The sequence below is a fragment of the Candidatus Methylospira mobilis genome, assembly GCF_009498235.1.
In the GTDB taxonomy this organism is placed as follows: Bacteria; Pseudomonadota; Gammaproteobacteria; order Methylococcales; family Methylococcaceae; genus Methylospira; species Methylospira mobilis.
In genome coordinates this window covers 578,007-598,382 of sequence record NZ_CP044205.1, presented here as the reverse complement: position 1 = coordinate 598,382, position 20,376 = coordinate 578,007, and the positions used below count along the sequence as shown (strand labels likewise).

The 20,376-nt window shown below is 55.4% G+C and carries 20 protein-coding genes and 1 pseudogene; 20 read left to right on the top strand and 1 reads right to left on the bottom strand.

Features of this window, described 5'->3' with window-relative positions:
• Positions 1 to 15 precede the first annotated feature (15 nt).
• The 11 genes from prlC (at position 16) to F6R98_RS02445 (ending at position 9,789) form a co-directional block, all read left to right on the top strand.
• Complete coding sequence (prlC, locus tag F6R98_RS02495) at positions 16 to 2,052, top strand: oligopeptidase A (RefSeq protein WP_228125053.1); 2,037 nt, start codon at positions 16 to 18, stop codon at positions 2,050 to 2,052.
• A gap of 159 nt (positions 2,053 to 2,211) precedes the next feature.
• Complete coding sequence (locus F6R98_RS02490) at positions 2,212 to 2,652, top strand: hypothetical protein (protein WP_153247613.1); 441 nt, start codon at positions 2,212 to 2,214, stop codon at positions 2,650 to 2,652.
• Positions 2,649 to 4,001 carry a KGGVGR-motif variant AAA ATPase gene (locus tag F6R98_RS02485; protein ID WP_153247612.1) on the top strand — a complete coding sequence of 451 codons (1,353 nt, stop codon included), beginning with the start codon at positions 2,649 to 2,651 and terminating at the stop codon, positions 3,999 to 4,001. The genes F6R98_RS02490 and F6R98_RS02485 overlap by 4 nt, the downstream gene beginning before the upstream one ends.
• A 1-nt stretch (position 4,002) precedes the next feature.
• On the top strand, positions 4,003 to 5,460 hold the full coding sequence (locus F6R98_RS02480; RefSeq protein ID WP_153247611.1) for a hypothetical protein: 1,458 nt from the start codon (positions 4,003 to 4,005) through the stop codon (positions 5,458 to 5,460).
• A gap of 135 nt (positions 5,461 to 5,595) precedes the next feature.
• Entirely contained in the window at positions 5,596 to 5,967 is a 372-nt protein-coding gene (locus F6R98_RS02475; protein WP_153247610.1) for a hypothetical protein, read from the top strand.
• Between the two features lie 36 nt (positions 5,968 to 6,003).
• Positions 6,004 to 6,627: a hypothetical protein gene (locus tag F6R98_RS02470; RefSeq protein WP_228125052.1), complete on the top strand. Its 624-nt coding sequence runs from the start codon at positions 6,004 to 6,006 to the stop codon at positions 6,625 to 6,627.
• Positions 6,628 to 6,631: 4 nt separating this feature from the next.
• Complete coding sequence (locus F6R98_RS02465) at positions 6,632 to 7,294, top strand: alpha/beta hydrolase (RefSeq protein ID WP_153247609.1); 663 nt, start codon at positions 6,632 to 6,634, stop codon at positions 7,292 to 7,294.
• 199 nt (positions 7,295 to 7,493) lie between these two features.
• Complete coding sequence (locus tag F6R98_RS02460; RefSeq protein WP_194270101.1) at positions 7,494 to 7,922, top strand: hypothetical protein; 429 nt, start codon at positions 7,494 to 7,496, stop codon at positions 7,920 to 7,922.
• A 417-nt stretch (positions 7,923 to 8,339) separates the two neighbouring features.
• On the top strand, positions 8,340 to 8,543 hold the full coding sequence (locus tag F6R98_RS02455) for a hypothetical protein (protein ID WP_153247607.1): 204 nt from the start codon (positions 8,340 to 8,342) through the stop codon (positions 8,541 to 8,543).
• Between the two features lie 299 nt (positions 8,544 to 8,842).
• Positions 8,843 to 9,154, top strand: coding sequence for a hypothetical protein (locus F6R98_RS02450; RefSeq protein WP_153247606.1), 312 nt, complete (start codon positions 8,843 to 8,845; stop codon positions 9,152 to 9,154).
• A gap of 131 nt (positions 9,155 to 9,285) precedes the next feature.
• Positions 9,286 to 9,789 carry a retropepsin-like aspartic protease gene (locus F6R98_RS02445; protein ID WP_153247605.1) on the top strand — a complete coding sequence of 168 codons (504 nt, stop codon included), beginning with the start codon at positions 9,286 to 9,288 and terminating at the stop codon, positions 9,787 to 9,789.
• Between the two features lie 30 nt (positions 9,790 to 9,819).
• Here F6R98_RS02445 and F6R98_RS02440 read toward each other — a convergent pair whose 3' ends face one another.
• Positions 9,820 to 10,119 carry a hypothetical protein gene (locus F6R98_RS02440; protein ID WP_153247604.1) on the bottom strand — a complete coding sequence of 100 codons (300 nt, stop codon included), beginning with the start codon at positions 10,117 to 10,119 and terminating at the stop codon, positions 9,820 to 9,822.
• 152 nt (positions 10,120 to 10,271) lie between these two features.
• Here F6R98_RS02440 and gcvA point away from each other — a divergent pair, with 152 nt between their 5' ends.
• From gcvA to F6R98_RS02395, 9 genes and pseudogenes are all read left to right on the top strand, one after another.
• Positions 10,272 to 11,243, top strand: coding sequence for a transcriptional regulator GcvA (gcvA, locus tag F6R98_RS02435; RefSeq protein WP_153247603.1), 972 nt, complete (start codon positions 10,272 to 10,274; stop codon positions 11,241 to 11,243).
• Between the two features lie 107 nt (positions 11,244 to 11,350).
• Positions 11,351 to 12,115 (top strand): annotated as a pseudogene (locus F6R98_RS02430) (IS5 family transposase).
• Positions 12,116 to 12,717: 602 nt separating this feature from the next.
• The gene (gene rpe / locus F6R98_RS02425; RefSeq protein WP_153247602.1) at positions 12,718 to 13,410 is read left to right on the top strand and encodes a ribulose-phosphate 3-epimerase; all 693 of its coding nucleotides are present in this window, start codon (positions 12,718 to 12,720) and stop codon (positions 13,408 to 13,410) included.
• On the top strand, positions 13,385 to 14,098 hold the full coding sequence (locus tag F6R98_RS02420; RefSeq protein WP_153247601.1) for a phosphoglycolate phosphatase: 714 nt from the start codon (positions 13,385 to 13,387) through the stop codon (positions 14,096 to 14,098). The genes rpe and F6R98_RS02420 overlap by 26 nt, the downstream gene beginning before the upstream one ends.
• Before the next feature lie 12 nt (positions 14,099 to 14,110).
• The gene (gene trpE, locus F6R98_RS02415; RefSeq protein ID WP_153247600.1) at positions 14,111 to 15,598 is read left to right on the top strand and encodes an anthranilate synthase component I; all 1,488 of its coding nucleotides are present in this window, start codon (positions 14,111 to 14,113) and stop codon (positions 15,596 to 15,598) included.
• Positions 15,595 to 16,182, top strand: coding sequence for an anthranilate synthase component II (locus tag F6R98_RS02410; RefSeq protein WP_153247599.1), 588 nt, complete (start codon positions 15,595 to 15,597; stop codon positions 16,180 to 16,182). Before trpE ends, F6R98_RS02410 begins: the two co-directional genes overlap by 4 nt.
• Positions 16,183 to 16,348: 166 nt before the next feature.
• Complete coding sequence (trpD, locus tag F6R98_RS02405) at positions 16,349 to 17,374, top strand: anthranilate phosphoribosyltransferase (protein WP_153250873.1); 1,026 nt, start codon at positions 16,349 to 16,351, stop codon at positions 17,372 to 17,374.
• A 47-nt stretch (positions 17,375 to 17,421) separates the two neighbouring features.
• Positions 17,422 to 18,240 carry an indole-3-glycerol phosphate synthase TrpC gene (gene trpC / locus F6R98_RS02400; RefSeq protein WP_153247598.1) on the top strand — a complete coding sequence of 273 codons (819 nt, stop codon included), beginning with the start codon at positions 17,422 to 17,424 and terminating at the stop codon, positions 18,238 to 18,240.
• A complete protein-coding gene (locus tag F6R98_RS02395; protein WP_153247597.1) occupies positions 18,224 to 20,374 on the top strand; it encodes a YgiQ family radical SAM protein in 2,151 nt (716 codons plus the stop codon). Before trpC ends, F6R98_RS02395 begins: the two co-directional genes overlap by 17 nt.
• Positions 20,375 to 20,376 lie beyond the last annotated feature (2 nt).

The window sequence follows — 20,376 nt, the reverse complement described above, 5'->3', positions numbered from 1 at the left end:
AATAAAGGCCATAACGTGACCACTCGCATTAATCTGAACGATCTTCCAAAATTCTCCTCGCTCAAACCCGACAATGTAGTGTCAGAACTGGAGCTTCTGTTGAGCGATAACCGCGCCGGGATAGAAGCTTTACTGGCGAGCGCTCAAGAATGGAGCTGGAAAACCCTGATCGAACCGCTGGACGAACTGGATGACCGCATCAACAAATTCTGGTCGCCGGTCGGGCATTTGAATGCGGTAGTCAATAACGATGCCCTGCGCGAAGCCTACAATACCTGCCTGCCCAAGTTGAGCGAATACGGAACCGAGCTGGGACAGAATGAAAAGCTGTTTCAAGCCTATCGCGAACTGGCCGATAGCGCCGGGTTCGCCGATCTGGACGAAGCGCAAAAACAGGTAATTTCGCATGCATTGCGAGATTTCCAGTTATCAGGTATTGCGCTGCCTGCCGATAAAAAAGCGCGCTACAAGGAAATCGCCCAGGAGCTTTCGCGTCTTTGCAGTCAGTTTCAGGATAACGTGCTGGACGCAACCCAGGGCTGGACGAAACATATCGAAGACGAAGCGCTGCTGAGCGGCATACCCGAGACCGCGCGCACGCTCGCGCGGCAGGAAGCGGAACAGCGGCAACTGTCCGGCTGGATGTTTACCCTGGAGTTTCCTTCGTATTATGCGGTGATGACCTATGCGGACGACCGCGAACTGCGCCGCGAATTTTACACGGCTTACGCCACGCGCGCTTCCGATCAAGGCCCTAACGCGGGGCAATGGGACAACAGCCCAATCATGGAACGGATACTTGCGCTGCGCCATGAAGAAGCGCAACTGCTCGGTTACGACAACTACGCGGCGCTGTCTCTGGCGACGAAAATGGCGGATACGCCGCAGGATGTAGTCGATTTTTTGCTGGATTTGTCTCGCCGCTCGTTGCCGGTTGCGCGGCGCGATCTGGACGACTTGCGTAATTTTGCCTCCGAACAGCACGGTGTAGCGACGCTGGAATCCTGGGATATCGGTTATTACTCGGAAAAGTTGCAGTTGCATGCGTTCTCGCTGTCGGATGAAGAGCTCAAACCTTATTTTCCGGTGACCCGCGTAGTGCCGGGTATGTTCGATGTAGTGCGGCGCTTGTACGGTCTGGAAATCAAGCCGCGCGAAGACGTCGATGTCTGGCACCCGGATGTGCGGTTTTATGAAATTCTGGATGCCGCTGGAAAATTACGCGGCGCGTTTTACCTCGATTTATACGCGCGAGCCAAAAAGCGCGGCGGCGCCTGGATGGACGACTGCCTGGTGCGGCGCAAGCTGGATGGATACGTACAGCCCCCCGTCGCTTATCTGGTGTGCAATTTCACCCCTCCCGCCGGTTCCGACCCCGCCTTGTTGCGCCATGAAGAAGTGTTGACGCTGTTCCACGAATTCGGCCATGGCTTGCACCACATGCTGACGCGCGTGGACTATCTCGGCGTCTCCGGCATACGCGGCGTGGAATGGGATGCGGTAGAGCTACCCAGCCAGTTCATGGAAAATTTTTGCTGGGAACGCGAAGCGCTGGCCCTGATTTCCGGACATTACCAGACCGGCGAAAGCCTGCCGGACAGCCTGTTCCAGAAAATGATCGCGGCGCGCAATTTCCAGTCCGGCATGCAGATGGCCAGACAGATCGAGTTCAGCCTGTTCGACCTCAGGATACATCAGCAATACGACCCGGCGCTTGGCGGCAGGATATACGACATCCTTGCCGAAGTGCGCGAGCAAACGGCAGTATTGCGCCCGCCTGCCTTCAACCGCTTTCCGCACAGCTTCTCCCATATCTTCTCCGGGGGCTATGCCGCCGGTTATTACAGCTACAAATGGGCCGAAGTGCTATCCAGCGACGCGTTTTCGCTATTCGAAGAGCGCGGCGTGTTCGACCCGGAAACCGGGCGCGAATTCATGGAAAAAATCCTCGAACGCGGCGGCAGCCGCAAGGCCATGGAACTGTTCAAGGACTTTCGCGGGCGCGAGCCGGAAATCGACGCGCTGTTGCGGCATAGCGGCATAGCCGCCTGAGACGGTTGGACGCGCTGGATACAAGCGGGCTTTGCCCGCATCCGATTCCAAAAGACCGCTCATTGGCCTGATCCGATGCTATCAGGCCAATGTATGATAGCCAATATTCTGAACTATCAACGCTATTATCTTATGCCTCCGGTTAACGCGTAACGCATAATGACTACAGCAGTAGACTACATCGCCTCAGCGCGAAGACATTTGAATGATGCCTACATCCTGTTACAGTCCGAAGCCAAAGCAAACAGCGGGCAATTGTTCGGGTTCTGCGTCGAATGCGGCATCAAGGCGGTGCTGGTTGCTTCTGGCGTGCCAACGGATAGCGATGGCGGAATACCCGGCAAGCATAAGTTTCGCCGACATATGCCCACTCTGAGCAATCACATCAGTGCGTTCGGGGAGCTGATCCCGGACGGCGTTCTCGCTCGCCGCTATTTTGCCCAGCTTCCAGGCCTGGATAAATTGTCGAGTTGGAGCGTCGAGCATCGCTACTACCGGGAAACCGCCATACCGCTTGCCAACTTACCGGAGTGGGAGCAAGCCGCCAGGGAAGTCATTCAAATGCTGGATCAAGTAGAAGCGGACGGAATATTCTTATGAACGTACTTCGATTCAACGAAGCGTTGCAACAGGCCGCGCGAATCGCGCTGGAATCGGGGTTGCCCTCCCAATGGCCGGTACGTTTGGTGCGCGATATTTATGGTCGCATACGTTTTGCAGTGAACTGTACTCTGCAAGAGTACCCTGACGACGCACGCCGGCGTCTTGAATCCGCTCTTGCCGGTTTCGGCGCCTATGCAACCAAAGGCGAAGTCATGTTCCGGGATGACTTCGCCAACCCCGATGCGATATTCAACAGCCCGGACTGGCACGAAACCACGATTCCAGCCGGGTTCAATAGCGACGATGCGCAGCAACCCGACTGGGTCATTTCCGTTCTTGATCGGCAAATTATCGGGCAAGACTGGCTTAAACCGCTCCCGTCACAGGCGCAACATCCTCAGCGTATTGTGTTTTATGGTTTGAAAGGCGGCGTGGGCCGCTCTACTGCGTTGGCGATGGCGGCTTACGGCTTGGCGCGAGCGGGAAAACGCGTACTGTTGGTTGACTTCGATCTGGAATCGCCGGGTCTTTCCGGCCTGCTGTTACCGATAGCGCGTGTTGCCGAATTTGGGTTAGTGGACTGGTTTGTTGAAGACGCCGTTGGACAAGGCGAAGCCTTGCTGCAAAATCTGGTTTCGTCCAGCCCGTTGGCGGAAACCACAACTGGCGCCATTCGTATAGCAGCCGCCATGGGGCAGAGTGAAACCGCCTACCTGTCCAAATTGGCGCGCATCTATGCCGATATTCCAAGGGCTGGCGGGGCTGAACGGTTCCCCGCACGCATGCAACAGGTGTTAACGCTGCTGGAGGCGCAGGAACAGCCGGATGTGGTGCTGATAGACAGCAGAGCGGGTTTACACGATATCGCGGCTATTTCCATTACCCGTCTGGCGGATATCGCACTCCTGTTTGCTGGCGATAGCGCCCAGAACTGGCAAGGCTATCAGCAATTATTCGCACATTGGCAGCATCGCCCCGATGTGTGCCGCCAGGTACGGGAACGTCTTGCCATTGTGCAGGCGCTCGCCCCCAAACATAACCGGGAAGCCCGCGCAAAGTCCTTTCTGGAACAGTCATACGAGCTGTTTTCGAATACGTTATACGATGAAATTGCCCCGCCCAAAAGCAGGGAGACGTTTCTTTCCGCAGAAGCGACAGACCGCTTCAACCCGCCCATGGAAGACGAATCTGCGCCTCATTTTCCAATCCGCGTCGATTGGGACGAGGTGTTTCAGGAATTCAATCCCCTGGTGCGCCCGGAGCATGGCGGCGTCAGCTATGCCGAAATTGATGCCAAGTTCGGTGCATTGATCGCGTGGATTACATCCCGAGTGAATGGAGGCTGAAGTGGTCAATGCACGCAAATTGAGAGCGGGGGTGCGCGAAGCGGCGGATTCATTGGATCAGGCCGGGGGCCAGCCCAACCGCCTCCCCGGCTTTACCTATGTGCCGCTCAGCCATGCGCGCGCGCTCGATCCGCAGTCGACGCTGGTCGAAGGGATACGCGGTGCGGGAAAGAGCTTCTGGTGGGCGCAACTGGCGTCATCGACGCACCGCGCTTTTATCCAGTCGGCGTACCCTGAGGCTCGTTTTGACTCCAGCATCAAGGTAGTCAGAGGCTTTGGCACCGGGCTTTCCACCAAAGACGCGCCCGGCGCGGACGTATTGGCGCAGTTGGTCGAGCAAAACTATCGGCCGCGTGCGATCTGGCGCGCCGTTCTTGCCCATCACGCCGGTTTCTCCGATGAATTTGCTCAGCTTGGCCGATGGTCGGATCGCGCGGACTGGGTACAGAATCATGCGGAAGATTTCGACGAGTTGCTCGATCAGGCGGATCGAGCGCTCGACCAACGCGGGGAAACATTGCTTATCCTGTTCGACGCGCTGGACCGGCTTGCAGAAAACTGGGAACACATCAACCCGTTGGCGAAAGCGCTGTTGCAGGTTGCGCTGGATGCGCGCTCCACGAAACGGATTCGCTTCAAGGTTTTCCTCCGTCCCGATATGTTGCAGGATCACGCCATCATCGGCTTCCCCGATTTTTCCAAACTGTCGGCGCACAAAGCCTCTCTGGCCTGGCGTCGATCCGATTTGTATGCGCTTTTCTTCCAGTGCCTGGCGAATACCCAGGGAGGAGGAAGCGATTTTCGTGCTTTAGCCAGGGATACATGCGGCGCAGCACTGCTGAAAAAGGCCGAGTATTGGGTTTTGCCGTCAGCGTTGCGCTCTGACGAAGCGGACCAAGAACTTACCTTCAAGGAGTTGGCCGGTTCCGCCATGGGCAGCAGTCCCAAGCGCGGCAAGCCTTACAGCTGGCTGGTCAACCATCTGCAGGACGGCTTGAACCAGGTCAGCCCGAGAAGTTTTTTTTCCGCGTTGAAAACCGCATCCGAAGAAACGCGCGACGATTACGAGCTGGCGCTTGATTATCGGGCCATACAGCTTGGCGTACAAAAAGCCTCTCAAATCCGGGTACAGGAAATCACCAGCGAAGATTACCCCTGGGTGGATTTGGTGATGTCGCCCCTGTATGGCAAATTGACCGTGCCTTGCGAGGTCGAGGCTTTCAAGCAAATCTGGAAAGAGCAAAAAACGCTGGTCACGCTGGAAGAGCAACTGCAAAAAAAACAGGGCATCGTCAAACTGCCCCCACAGAATCTGGAAGACGATGCGCGCGGCGTGTTGCGCGATCTGGAAGCCCTGGGCTTGATTCAAACCATGCCGGATCAGCGCATTCAAATGCCGGATGTTTACCGGATTGCGTTCGGTTTCGGACGCAAAGGCGGGGTGAAGCCGCTTAAATGAGCGCTATGCCGCCCTCCCGCATCTCTCCGTCATGAATTCGAATCACATTCATCTTGCTGTCAGTTTGCTGTACTCCATGATCTGGTTGCTGGTTCATCCGGTTAAGCAGAAAGGAAGCAGTAAAGTGCTTAATGCTTGAATTCGAACATTGTCAGATTTAATAAGGGCGCCATCAAAACCCCCGGTTCACCCGATAAACGATATGCCGGCGCAGCGGTATTGATGAGCAAGGAAGAAGCGATGGAAGCGGCTTTCGGTATGGACGCCGCGATCGAGACCCTGCCGGTATTTATCGACGACGCCCAGGAAGCGGAAATCCAGCGTCAGGTCAAAATGAAGCTGGATAGCCATTTATTTCACTTTTTTGAAGGGCGCCGTAACGGCGCACGGTTATCGGCTACGCCGCAATCGACACCCATACCGTCAGAACCCAACAGGAAACCGTTCTGGTGGTACTCTCAGCCCCGTCGGGAAACTGCAGCGCGTGATCATACTCGCGTTTCATGAACCGCCCGAGTATCGCTCGCCCACGCGCTGGCGAACGTGGAGCCGAACGCATTGTTTCTGATCCAGGGCGTGGATGCGGTATTCCGGCGCTACCCTGACCTCGCGCGCGGTAATAGGGGCCGCGCGCAGAGTCACAACGGTATTTCGCGTCGACTTCAAGGCGGAGGGGCGGTAATGCGTTTTTTTGCCAACGGCGAACATAACCGGCGCATCGTATTGAATACGATAGTGCCGATGTTTCTGGGCTACATTGTTCTGTTCTGGATCAGCAACGGTCTGATGTATTTTCACAAGATGAGCCTGAATCCGCAGTCCGTCGTTGCCTGCTGCCTGGGATCGCCGGAAACCTTTACCGAACCGAAAAGCTACCAGAGTCTGCTCAAAGTCAGTCACTTCCATCTTTTTTCAATGGTCATACTGGTGGTTACCCTGATGCATCTGTTATTGTTCACCTCGGTCAGCCTGCCGCTCAAGATAGGTCTGACCCTGATCACCTTTGCGTCGGCTGTAACCGACGAATTGTCGAGCTGGCTGATCCGCTTCGTTCATCCCGGATTCGCCTGGCTCAAGATCTCGGCCTTCGTGCTACTGGAAACCAGCCTGCTGCTGTCGATACTGGTGATCTGGTCGCTGTTGTCGCAACGTAAAACCTTATCCTGACGCCATGACCGACAAATTACTCCCCTGCATAGAAATAGAACCCAAAACACCGGCTACGGCCTCGGTCATCTGGCTGCATGGACTGGGAGCGGACGGTCACGATTTCGAGCCGGTCGCCAAACAGCTGGCGTTGCCCTCCGATTACGCGGTGCGCTTCATTTTTCCGCACGCGCCCAGGCAGCCGGTAACGATCAACGGCGGTTACGTCATGCCGGCCTGGTACGACATCGTAGCCATGGACATCGACGGCGCGCGCGATCCCGTCGGCATCGGAAAGTCCGTGGACGCCATCGGCCGGTTTGTCGCGCGCGAACGCGCGCGCGGCATCGCCGCCAACCTCATCATTCTGGCGGGATTCTCCCAGGGCGGCGTCATCGCGCTGGAAACGGCGTTTGCCAGCGCAGAACCGCTGGGCGGCGTCATGGTGCTGTCTTCCTACCTTTCCGATCCGGACGCGGTGCCGGTTTCCCCGACCCGCCTGCCCGTCTTCATTGCGCACGGTACGGACGATACCGTGGTGCCGTATCGCCTTGGGATTGCGGCCAGAAAAAAGCTTACGGAACAAGGCTATGATGTAGATTGGCACGAATATGCGATGCAGCATTCGGTATGCGCCCATGAAATCGGCGATATCAGACAGTGGTTGCTGGAACTATTGGAGGAATAGTCTTTGGTGATTAGCACCGAAATTCACGAAAGTATGGATTCGACCAATGGAAGCCATTGGAATTATAAGGACAAACTAATTTCCGCCCTGCACCAGTAATCAATGGCTTGTGAACATTAGTGCTAATCACCTAGTCTTTTGTGACAGAGACACTGGCAATATATGTACCGGAAAGGGGCCTGACTCATTGAGGTGAACATTGATTTTCCGGCCTCATTTTCTACAAAGCAGTCGCCGCCCGACTGCCTTTTGGGCTAGCCTGTTTCTGGCCGCTGCCGGCTTGCGCGCAGAGGAAGCGCAGATCGAATTGGTCTTCGAACCTGGCGCGCGCCTCGAAGCAACGGCGGATTGTTCGCATATGGCGGTTGTTGCCGGTTCCGGGCTTCAGCGGAGGTATCAGTGGAACGGCTCCGGGCTGGATGAGAACATGTTCGCCAGGAAACAGCGATGGTATGGAAATCTGGGCATGTACGACCCAGCAGGACGGCTCTTAATAAATCCAATAGCAGGGTACGACGGCATTTCACGCCCTGTCGTCGAGGAAGGACAAATCCACTTCGCTGATGAAAAGGCTGCTAATGCCTGGATTGCAGGCTATACGAAAGACCCTTCGTACATGGCCGCGTAGACCAATGACTGACTACTGGTCCAATGCTGGATTACCCGGCAGCACTATCAAATTAACGTCGAACTTTGGCAGATCTGTATCAGAAGCAATAATCCCAGCCGGCTATCCGGTTCATATAGATGGCGCAGTGAAGGTGAAACACCCCGAAGGATCGGCCTTCGCCAGACGCGAATGCAGTAAAGTACCCGAGAGTGTAATTGCAGAAACTCAAAAAGTTTGGGCAGACGACGCGAAGTAACGACCGGCGCGGCATATTATCCGATAAGCGGCTTTGTTGACAGAAATCGAGAATCGACGGTTTAGCGTAAGGTCTGATCCTTTTATTGCTTATTGTCCCTTCCGAAAAGGGGTTAAGCCATCAACCGGGCTCATCCCTGCGCCGGTGGCGCGGCGGGTAGCAATGCCGGGGACGAAGCCTTGGGACGATCGAAGGGCGGCTTTACTGCCAGGATTCACGCCATCACGGATGACTTGGGGAATCCTCTCGAATTCGTACTGACCGGAAGGCTGGCCAGTGACATCGGACAGGTTGAAACCTTGCCAGCGCTGACGCCAGCGGGTGCGCGTGCGTTTGTCGGCGACAAAGGCCATGACAGCGATGCGTGGTCCAGGCCATCGTAGCAAGGGATATGAAAGCCGTCATTCCTCCGCGCTGCAATCGAAGCAAGGTGCGCGAGTGCGATTGGTTTATTTACAAGGAACGCCATCTGATTGAATGCTTATTCAACAAAATCAAACATTAACGGCGAATATTTTCGCGTTTTGAAAAAACGGCTCGCAACTACATGGCCTTCCTTCACTTCGTCTCAGCTCTCATTTGGTTGCGGTGATACGTCAACAGAACCTAGCTGCATAACCGTGATTGACCGTCTACCGGTTCACCTCCGATTTGTTTTACACCTGTGAAGGCAGATTTGCCGATGACCCGCGTTTGCTGCTGGAGCATACGCCATACGCCATACGCCATACGCCATACGCCATACGCCATACGCCATACGCCATACGCCATACGCCATACGCCGCGACAGGATATAGAGAGCCTCTGGTGTGTCAAGGGTTTCTTCAGTGCGATCAATATCCTGCCCGGTACATGGTTTTTTCGAGAACTGCCGGTAAATATATTGTTTATCGTGTTTTTTGGTGCTATCGTTCAGCATCCAAAAAGAATCGCTCGTTGCAGGGGCCGCGCAATAAGGCCAATGGTACAGGAGACGCCGGGTATCTCCGGTTGATTAACCATAACTGGCAACGTCCAAGGTATCGTGACCGATTGTCGGCCATTCGTTTTGACTCACGGTCTATCTGAGTTCGTGCGCAATGCAGCCCGGTAGATATACGTGTAACTGCAAAGGTGGTAGTAGCTATGAAGCGGCTTATTCTGATGATTGCCTGTGTTTTGCCTTTTGGACTCGGTTTTGCAGGCGAGGCGGATAAGCATATTGCCATGCGACAAAGCGATGCAGGCACCTTTTACGTTCCAGTCCATCTCAAAGGCGGGAGCAGTACGGATTTTCTCATCGACACCGGTTCCAGCCATACGGTTATTAATGAAAATACCCTAGCCGTTCTGAAAGAAAACGGAGCCGCAAAATACGCATACGATATCAAAGGCGTCATGGCTGACGGCAGCATCAAAATGGTTTCCGTTTATTTGATTCAATCCATCGATATTGGTCATCATTGCATACTCAATAATGTAGAAGCTGCTGTATTCCCTGGAGAAAGCCGTCAAATACTCGGCCTTAGCACTTTGAGCAAGACCTCGTCCTTCATGTTCACCATGTCTCCTCCTTCCTTGCTGTTAAGCAACTGTCAGGGCAATATCAGTGCGGACAACGCGCCAACAAAAGTCAGCGCGCTGCAATAATTTTCCGTTTTTCACTGATCGGCCGTTCCGTCAAGGAATGGTTTTTTGTTTCGTTTCCTTCCCGAGCACCTGTGACTGATGAGGGCTGGCAGACTGATTTCCCTGGTCGCCAGGGTATGGGTAATCATCAGGGTATGGCCTTGCGTTTATAGCTTCGAAGCGCGCGAATTCGCCCGCCTTCATAGAGCGGGGCTCTAGTACCTGTTGTTGAAGGGTACTTTCCGGATAGACATCAATACGCGATCCGGACGTATTTTGAGCGCTACCGGCAACGCCATATCCTGAAATCAGAGCCAATAGGGCTGCAGACAAAAGTTGCTTGTTTTTCATAAATCTCTCCTGTTAGCTGAACAGTCGATGAGTTGGCATGCTGATACGCTTGCCACTTCATTTCCGACGGTTAAACTATATATAATTCGCAATAAGGAAACAAACGATAAATTATAATCCGATTGTTTATATAAACTAATCTGAGAATCGCCATGATCAGTCATTTACCGCCATTAAACGCGCTGCGTGCTTTCGAATCGGCTGCCAGACATCTGAGTTTCAAAAAAGCAGCGGAAGAGCTTCACGTCACTCCAGCCGCGATCAGCCATCAAATCAAGGCGCTCGAAGACAACCTTGATATTCGGCTGTTCCATCGCGGCAGCCGCACGCTGGCATTGACGCCGGTAGGTCAGGTTGCTCTGGGGAAACTACATGCCGGTTTTAATCAACTAGCCGAAGCAGTCGAAGACATGCGCTCTTACGACAATGACCCGATCTTCACCGTCAGCGTGACGCCGTCATTCGCCAACAAATGGCTGATGCCGCGGCTGCATCGTTTTGTCGCCAAACATCCGGATATCGAAGTCAGAATTACGGCCAGCACGAAACTGGTCGATAACAAAAGCATGACGCTTTTACAGGACAAGGAACTGGTCGATGTCGAACTCGGCAGTATCGACATAGCCATCCGGTTCGGTTCGGGACAGTTTCCGGGGTTCCGGGTAGAAAAGCTTTTTCCCGCTACCGTGCTCCCTCTATGCAGCCCGAAACTGATGGAGGACACGCATCCGTTGCGTAATCCTTCGGATTTGGTTCATCATACGTTGCTGCATGTCGATCCCATTTATCGGTTCGAGCACCAGTCGTATTGGGAAATATGGCTGGAAGCCGCAGGCTTGCAAGGAAAAATCGATCCTGTCCGCGGCATGCATTTCAATCACGCTTATCTGGCATTGGAAGCAGCCATAGACGGACTTGGCGTAGCGCTGACCCAATCCATACTGGCAGCCTCCGATATTGCTACGGGCCGGCTCGTTGCCCCATTCCGGCAAGAGCTATCCATGGATTTTACCTATTACTTGATTTATACGGAAGCAACCGCTCAGCGGCCAAGTCTGATTGCTTTCCGTCAATGGCTGTTCGACGAAATCAGGAGCATGAAAGCGCTCAGGCCGGTTAGTTGAAACGGAGAGTGATCACACCCTGCGGATTGAGGGTGCACTAAGAAGCTGTTCACGGTTTTTGCTGAAAAGTCGTAAAATAGCAGAATGAGAAAAAATACCCGGGCGATATCAGTAAAGAAGCCTTTGAGCAAATCCAACCGATCCTGGAAAGCGTGCGCAAACGAACGAAACCGCGTACGGTCGATCGGTACGAAACCTGCTGCGCCGTATTGTACTTGTTGAAGACCGGCTGTCAGTGGCGAATGCCGCCCAGCGGCTTTCCGAAATGGCGCACGGTCCATTCATACTTTGCCAAATGGAGCGAACCTGATTCGGAAGGCATAAGCGCTCTGAGCGGGCTTTAAAAAATCAGGGTGGCGAGGCCCGCATGAAACAGGGGCGCAACGCCTCGACAAGCTTTTTGATCGTCGATGCGCAGAGCGTCAGGAACACGGATAGCGCGCGGCATAAAAGCTACGGCGCGGGCAAAAAAGTTTCCGGCATCAAGCGGCATAGTGCCGTGGACACGCAGGGTCTGCCGCATGCGATAGCGGTCAGCACGGCGGAAGTAACCGATCGCCAGGGAGCGCTGGCGGCCTTCGATCGATGTTTCTCGAGTCTTCAGCAGGTGCGTAGCGGATTGGTGGATGGCGGTTACAGCAGACAACCGTTTGCCCGGGCGGTTAAAGAGAAACCGGGGGCAACCCGTGCAGGCAGCCAGGCGTAACGAGCTACATACCTTTGCGGTGATACCTCAACGCCGGATGGTTGAACGTTCTTTCGCCTGGTTGGAAAAATGCCGGCGTTTATGGAAAAACTGCGAGCGCGAGCTCAATACCGGCTTGCAGTTTATCCATCTGGCCTTCCTGGCGTTATTACTGAAAAGATTATGAACGGCTTCTAAGCCAGACCGGTTTTTATCAACTTTATGCATACGGTCATCATTATCTGGACAGTCGCGGCGATATCGTGCTGGTTTATCAGAAAACAGAACTATTCGAGCAACCGCTTCCGGTCTTTGTTTTCCCACAAGCGCAGGCGCTGCGTTTATGGGTTTTGCCATTCTGCTGGACACACGGCGCTTGATACTGCCTGAAGCATCAGAGATAAAAACGCTGTTTTTGCAATAAGCAAATGACTTCCTGAGGCTTTATGCACATCGGCGGCCCCGGCGCACCACATCAGTACCGTATCAACAACTTACATTAATAGTATATAATTTCAACAAGTTGAATATGCATCAATTTTAACCAACCCAACCCAACCCGCACACGGCGGTCTAGTTAACAGACCCATCAACAGATTTATCCACAGGTTCTGTGGAAACTCCCGTTATTGGCGCAACGGGGTCTTCTACGTGTTCGGCTTGTCGCTGCCTGCGCGAAGTGGGAAAATAGCCCAGTTCGATAAATCAATGGTTTCATTGCGTCATTGATCGCGCCCAGAGCCGTGTCGTGACTCATGAGCAACACCTCACCCACCCAGAGCCTGTGATATGAAAGATAACTGGATAGCTCCCTCTATATTGTCTGCCGATTTCGCCCGTCTTGGCGAGGAAGTCCAACAAGCGCTTAAATCCGGGGCAGATGTCGTACACTTCGACGTCATGGACAATCATTATGTCCCGAACCTGACCATCGGCCCGCTGGTATGCGAGGCGTTGCGCAAGCATGGCGTCACCGCGCCGATCGACGTTCATCTGATGATCAAGCCGGTCGACCGCATCATTCCCGACTTTGCCAAGGCGGGCGCCAGCTATATCACTTTCCATCCGGAAGCATCCGATCATGTCGATCGCAGCCTGCAACTGATACGCGATAACGGCTGCAAGTCGGGACTGGTATTCAACCCCGGCACGCCGCTTAATTACCTCGACTATGCGATGGACAAAATCGACATGATCCTGTTGATGTCGGTGAATCCCGGTTTCGGCGGTCAGTCCTTCATTCCTTACGTGATCGACAAGATACACGAAGTGCGTCAGCGCATCGACGCCAGCGGACGCGACATCCGCCTGGAAATCGACGGCGGCGTCAAAGTCGATAACATCCGCGAAATCGCCGCAGCCGGCTGCGATACCTTTGTCGCCGGCTCGGCGGTATTCGGCGCAGGCAAAGACAGCGACCCGAACCGCTACGACAGCATTATCAAAGCGCTAAGAGATGAACTTGCTAAAGCGCGCGCCTGACGGGCGACTGAGTTATCACCCCAAACTGATCGCGTTCGACCTCGATGGAACGCTGGTGGACACCGCGCCCGATCTGGTTTGGGCTATAGAACGCATGCTGGAAGAAACCGGACGCGCCCCGGCCGGTTTCGATAGGGCGCGCGGCTGGATCGGCAATGGCGTACCGATGCTGGTCAAACGCGCGCTGACCGGGCAAATGCAGCCGGAAAACACGCCTGAAGACTATGACAGCGCGCTCGCGCGCTTCAAATCGCTCTATACGGAACATGTTTTCCATCTCAGCCGTCTTTATCCAGGCGCATTGAAAGGCTTGCAGCAAATCAGGGCCGATGGTTACATCACCGCCTGTCTGACCAACAAGCATGCGGACTTCACCATGCCGCTGCTGGAACGTGCGGGCATAGCCCGGTATTTTGATTTTATCGGCTGCGGCAACCAGTACGAGAAACAGAAACCGCACCCCGAGCCCTTGCTGAAAACTGCCGAGCGCTTTTCAGTGACGCCAGCGGAGTGCCTGATGGTCGGCGACTCCGAGAACGATGTGAAAGCCGCACGCGCTGCCGGTTACGCCATAGCTTGCGTACCCTATGGGTATCGCAGTTGTGAAAAACCGGAAGAGTTGTCGGCGGATTTTCTGGTCGCATCTCTGACTGATCTGGCTAGGCTGCTCCATGAAGATTCTCAATAACAACAGGCTGAAATGACCCCGGAACAATATACCCACTACGCCAGGCAGGGCTACAACCGTATCCCGCTGGCGCGCCAGGTGCTCGCCGACCTGGATACGCCATTGAGCGCCTATCTGAAGCTTGCCGATGCGCCCTATTCCTATTTGTTCGAATCGGTTCATGGCGGAGAGCAGTGGGGACGCTACTCGATCATCGGCTTGCCTTGCCGCACGCGTATCCGGGTTCGCGGCAATGAAATCACCGTGGAAAACGACGGCGCCGATGTCGAATTCCATGTAGCGGACAATCCGCTGCAATGGATAAAAAACTATGCAAGCGCGTTCAAAGTACCCGAAATTGCAGGACTGCCGCGTTTTACCGGCGGACTGGTCGGCTATTTCGGTTACGAAACCATAGGCTATATCGAACCGCGCCTGAAAAACGACAAACCGGACCCGATCGGCAACCCGGATATACTGTTGATGGTATCCGAAGACGTACTGGTTTTCGACAACCTGTCCGGCAGGCTGCTGGTCATTACCCATGCGCAAGTATCCGAAGCCGACGGCTATGCAAAAGCGGAACAGCGGCTCGACCGGCTGATACGCTATTTGCGCGAAAAATCGGCGCCGCTTCCGGCGCCGGGACCACCGCATCAAGTGAACGAATCCGACTTCGTATCGGGTTTTACCCGTGAAGGTTACGAACAAGCAGTCAGGCGCATCAAGGAGTATATTGTCGCCGGCGACGTGATGCAGGTGGTGCTCTCGCAACGCATGAGCATCCCTTACACCGCATCAGCCATGGATTTGTACCGCGCGTTGCGTTGCTTGAACCCATCGCCGTATATGTTCAACCTGAACCTGGGCGATTTTCATATTGTCGGCTCTTCGCCGGAAATCCTGGCGCGTCTCGAAGACGGCATGGTCACGGTACGTCCGATCGCAGGCACCCGTCCGCGCGGCGCAACGCCGGAGCAGGATCGGCAGCTGGAACAGGAACTGTTGGCCGATCCGAAGGAAATTGCCGAACATTTGATGCTGATCGATCTCGGGCGCAACGACGCCGGACGCGTCGCGCAGACCGGCAGCGTAAAATTGACCGAGCGCATGGTCGTCGAACGCTATTCGCATGTCATGCACATCGTGTCCAATGTTTCCGCAAAACTGGCGCCCGATCACGACGCGTTTGATGTACTGGCAGCGACTTTTCCCGCCGGCACGGTCAGTGGCGCGGCCAAGATCAGAGCCATGGAAATCATTGCAGAACTGGAACCGGTCAAACGCGGCGTATACGCCGGCGCGGTCGGCTACATCGGCTGGTCAGGTAATCTCGATACCGCGATCGCGTTGCGCACCGCCGTCATCAAGAACGGATTACTGCATATTCAGGCAGGAGCGGGTATCGTACACGATTCGATACCGCAAAACGAATGGGAAGAAACCATGAATAAAGGGCGTGCGATTTTCCGGGCGGTCGCCATGGTGGAAGCCGGTCTGGAAAAGGAGGCCAGCCTATGAGCGGGCATGTGTTAATGATCGACAATTACGATTCGTTTACCTATAACCTGGTGCAGTATCTGGCCGAGCTGGGCGCGCAGGTGGAAGTAAAACGCAACGATCAAATCAGCGTTGAAGATATTGCCGGCATCAACCCGGATAAAATCGTGATTTCGCCTGGCCCCTGTACGCCGCGCGAAGCGGGTATTTCGGTCGATACAATCCATGCCTATGCCGGACATTATCCGATACTGGGCGTTTGCCTCGGGCACCAGAGCATCGGTCACGCCTTCGGAGGACATATTGTCCATGCAGGACGAATCATGCACGGCAAAACTTCAATGGTGCATCATCGCAACAGCGGTGTTTTTAAAGGCCTTAAAAACCCGTTACAGGCCACACGCTACCATTCTCTGGTTATCGCCGGGGACAGCCTGCCGGAGTGCCTGGAAATTACGGCCTGGACCGAAAATGCCGGCGGAGGCATAGAGGAAATCATGGGGGTCAGGCACAAAACCCTGGATATTGAAGGCGTGCAATTCCATCCGGAATCGATCATGACCGAACAGGGCCATGAGCTGCTGCGCAATTTTCTCGAGCGTTGATCTTCGGTTGACTTGCGCCTGCAGCCTCCGTAAGAACAAGCATTCAAGACCGGCTGGCAACATTGATCAAAGCCGTCGGTCCAGGGATTATATGCCGGAGCCGAAGACCATGGATGAGCGCAAGGTGCGGTCTACAATAACAATAAAGCATGAAGGTGAATATATGATGGATATGCCCGCAGCAATACAAACCCTGCTGGACGGTCACAACCTGCAGCCAACCGACATGCGCGGGCTGATGCGCACCATCATGAGCGGAGGCGCGACGCCCGCGCAAATCGGCGGTTTCCTGATAGCGCTGCGCGCCAAAGGCGAATCCGTAGACGAAGTAACCGCCGCCGCCGAAGTGTTGCGGGAAATGGCCACCAAGGTATCCGTGAACGGTTCTCATGTAATCGACACCTGCGGCACAGGCGGCGACGGCAGCCATACCTTCAATATTTCGACAACGGCGGCATTTGTGGCGGCTGCCGCCGGCTGCAAGGTCGCCAAGCACGGCAATCGTTCCGCTTCCGGAAAAACGGCAACGGGCAGCGCCGATACCCTGGAGGCGGCGGGCGTCAACATAGAACTGAGACCGGAGCAGGTTACGCGCTGCATCAACGAAATCGGCGTCGGCTTTCTGTTTGCGCAACGTCATCATGGCGCGATGAAATACACCATCGGTCCGCGACGTGAAATCGGCGTGCGCAGCATATTCAACCTGCTGGGTCCGCTCAGCAACCCTGCCGGCGCCACTCACCAATTGATGGGCGTTTTTCACCGGCAATGGGTCGAGCCGCTGGCGCGCGTACTGCAAAAACTGGGCAGCAAACATGTGCTGGTCGTTCATGCCGATGATGGGCTCGACGAAATCAGCATCGCATCGCCTACCCATGTCGCGGAACTAAAAGACGGACAAATCAGCTGTTACGACATCACGCCGGAACAATTCGGTTTTACCCGCGCGCCGCTCACCAAACTGGTTGCCGAAAGCCCGTCCGTCAGCCTGCAAATCATGCGCTCGGTTCTGGACGGCGAATCCGGCCCGGCAGGGGACATCGTCGCGCTCAACGCCGGCGGCGCCATTTACGCCGCCGATGTCGCCGACTCGCTGGAAGCAGGCATAGAGTTGGCGCGAAATGTGCTGTCATCTGGTAAAGGGCGCGAAAAACTGGAAGAACTGGTTGCTTTGAGCCGCAGTTTTACCTGAACCCGCTCACATTGTCATTACATCGGAATTTCCCAGCAAAAATTACCATGCCGCAAACGCCCGACATACTAAAAAAAATCATCGCGCGCAAACGCGAAGAAATTGCCGAACGCAGCCGGCTCACAACCTTGAACGATTTGCGCGCCAGCGCGGAACAAGCCGACGCGCCGCGCGGATTCGCCGAAGCGATACGCAGGCAAATCGCCGCAGGGAATGCCGCGGTCATTGCCGAAATCAAGAAAGCATCCCCCAGTAAAGGCATATTGCGCGAGCCCTTCCACCCGGCCGACTGTGCGCGCAGCTATGCAGCAGGAGGCGCAAGCTGCCTTTCCGTACTGACCGACAAAGACTTTTTTCAGGGCAGCGAAGCCTTCCTGCAACAGGCACGCGCTGCTTGCGCGCTGCCGGTGATACGCAAGGACTTTCTGATCGATGCCTATCAGGTTTACGAAGCGCGCGCGATCGCCGCCGACTGCATATTGTTGATCGCAGCAGCGCTGGACGACCGTCAACTGTCCGATCTGGCCGCTCTGGCCGGGGAACTGGCCATGGATGTTCTGGTCGAAGTCCATGACGGCATCGAATTGGAGCGCGCGCTGAAAATTAACTTACCATTGATAGGCATCAACAACCGCAACCTGCGCACTTTTGAAGTCAGCCTGCAAACCACGCTTGATTTACTGCCGATCATACCGGATGATCGTATCGTCGTTACCGAAAGCGGCATCCTCAACCCGGCTGACGTCAAATTGATGCGGGATCATCATGTCGACACCTTTCTGGTAGGTGAAGCCTTCATGCGCGCCGATGATCCAGGGGAAAAATTACGAGTCCTGTTTTCCAGTACAGATGCAAAAACCCCCTAGTCTTTTTTCCTACCGTCCCTATTGGGCAAAGCGCTTTGGCATTGCGCCCGAACTGCCAGCCTCCCCCGAAGAAATGGATGCGCTGGGCTGGGATGCCTGCGACATCATACTGGTCACCGGCGACGCCTATATCGATCATCCCAGTTTCGGCATGGCGCTGATCGGACGCCTGCTGGAGGCACAGGGTTTCCGCGTCGGCATCATCGCGCAGCCCGACTGGAACAGCACCGGCGACTTTCAAAAACTGGGACGGCCGAGGCTGTTTTTCGGCGTGACCGGCGGCAACATGGACTCCATGGTCAACCGCTATACCTCGGACCGGCGCGTACGCTCCAACGACGCCTACACGCCGAACGGCGCCGCCGATAAACGCCCGGACCGTTGCGTACTGGTCTATTCGCAACGCTGCCGCGAGGCCTACCGCGATGCTCCGGTCATCCTCGGCGGCATCGAAGCCAGCCTCAGACGCATCGCGCATTATGATTACTGGTCGGACAAAGTCCGGCGCTCTATATTGCTCGACGCCAAGGCCGACTTGCTGGTTTTCGGCAACGGTGAGCGGCAGGTTGTCGAAATCGCTCACCGCCTTGCGGCCGGAACCCCTGTTGGCGAACTGACCGGCATACGCGGCACCGCGCAGATCTGTAAAGGCATACCGGAAGACTGGGCGGTGATCGACTCGACGCATATCGACACCCCCGGCAACGCCGAAGTACCGGTGAGTCCGTATCTGGACACGACAACACAACCCGGATGCGGCACGCAAAACACGCCCAGACAGGAAGCCCCGATTCAATTCAGGCGCGCCGCGGCGCACAACGATTACAATAACACGGTTGTCCGGCTACCGTCGTTCGAAGCGCTACGCGACGACCGTGTGCTGTACGCCCACGCTTCGCGGGTTTTTCACCAGGAAACCAACCCCGGCAACGCGCGCGCACTGATACAGCAACACGGCGAGCGCCATGTCTGGCTGAACCCTCCAGCGCTTCCCTTGAGCACGGCGGAAATGGACGCGGTATACGACCTGCCGTACAGCCGCCTTCCGCATCGCAGCTACGGAAACGCCAAAATCCCGGCATTCGAAATGATCCAGCATTCAGTGACCATCATGCGCGGCTGTTTCGGCGGCTGCTCGTTTTGCTCCATCACCGAACACGAAGGGCGCATCATCCAGAACCGCTCGGAAGACTCGATCATCCGCGAAATCGAAAGCATACGCGATCACGCGCCGTCGTTCACCGGCGTTATTTCCGATCTGGGAGGCCCTACCGCGAACATGTACCGGCTGGCCTGTCAAAGCCGCGAAATCGAAGCGTCCTGCCGTCGGCTTTCCTGCGTATACCCCGGCATCTGCAAGAACCTGAACACCAGCCACGACGCATTGATCCGGCTTTACCGGCGCGCGCGGGCATTGCCGGGAATCAAAAAGATCCTGATCGGTTCCGGGGTGCGCTACGATCTTGCCGTGCATTCGCCGGAATATGTGCGAGAACTGGTTACCCATCATGTCGGCGGCTATCTTAAAATCGCCCCAGAACACACCGAAAGCGGGCCGCTTTCGAAAATGATGAAGCCCGGCATCGCTGCTTACGACCGCTTTAAAGCCCTGTTCGATAGCTACTCCAAACAGGCCGGCAAGGAACAATACCTGATTCCATACTTCATCGCCGCCCACCCCGGCACCACCGACGAAGACATGCTGGCGCTGGCGCTGTGGCTCAAGCGCAACGGTTTCCGCGCCGATCAGGTGCAGGCGTTTCTGCCGTCGCCGATGGCTATCGCTTCCACCATGTACCATAGCGGCAAAAATCCGCTGCGCCGCATCCGCCGCGACAGCGAAGAGGTTCCGGTTGCGCGCGGCATGAAACAGCGCAGACTGCACAAAGCATTTTTGCGCTATCACGACCCGGAAAACTGGCCGATGCTGCGCGACGCGCTCAAGCGCATGGGACGCTCCGATCTGATCGGCAACGGCAAGCAGCATCTGATACCCGGCTATCAACCGGCCGGTACCGGCGTGCGCAGCGAAGGACATAGAACGCCTGCCGGCGGGATCGCATTCCGCACCCAGCATACTCGCGGACAAGAAAATCCGGGCAAGCCCGGAAAAAAACCGGCCCGGAGGCGTTAATC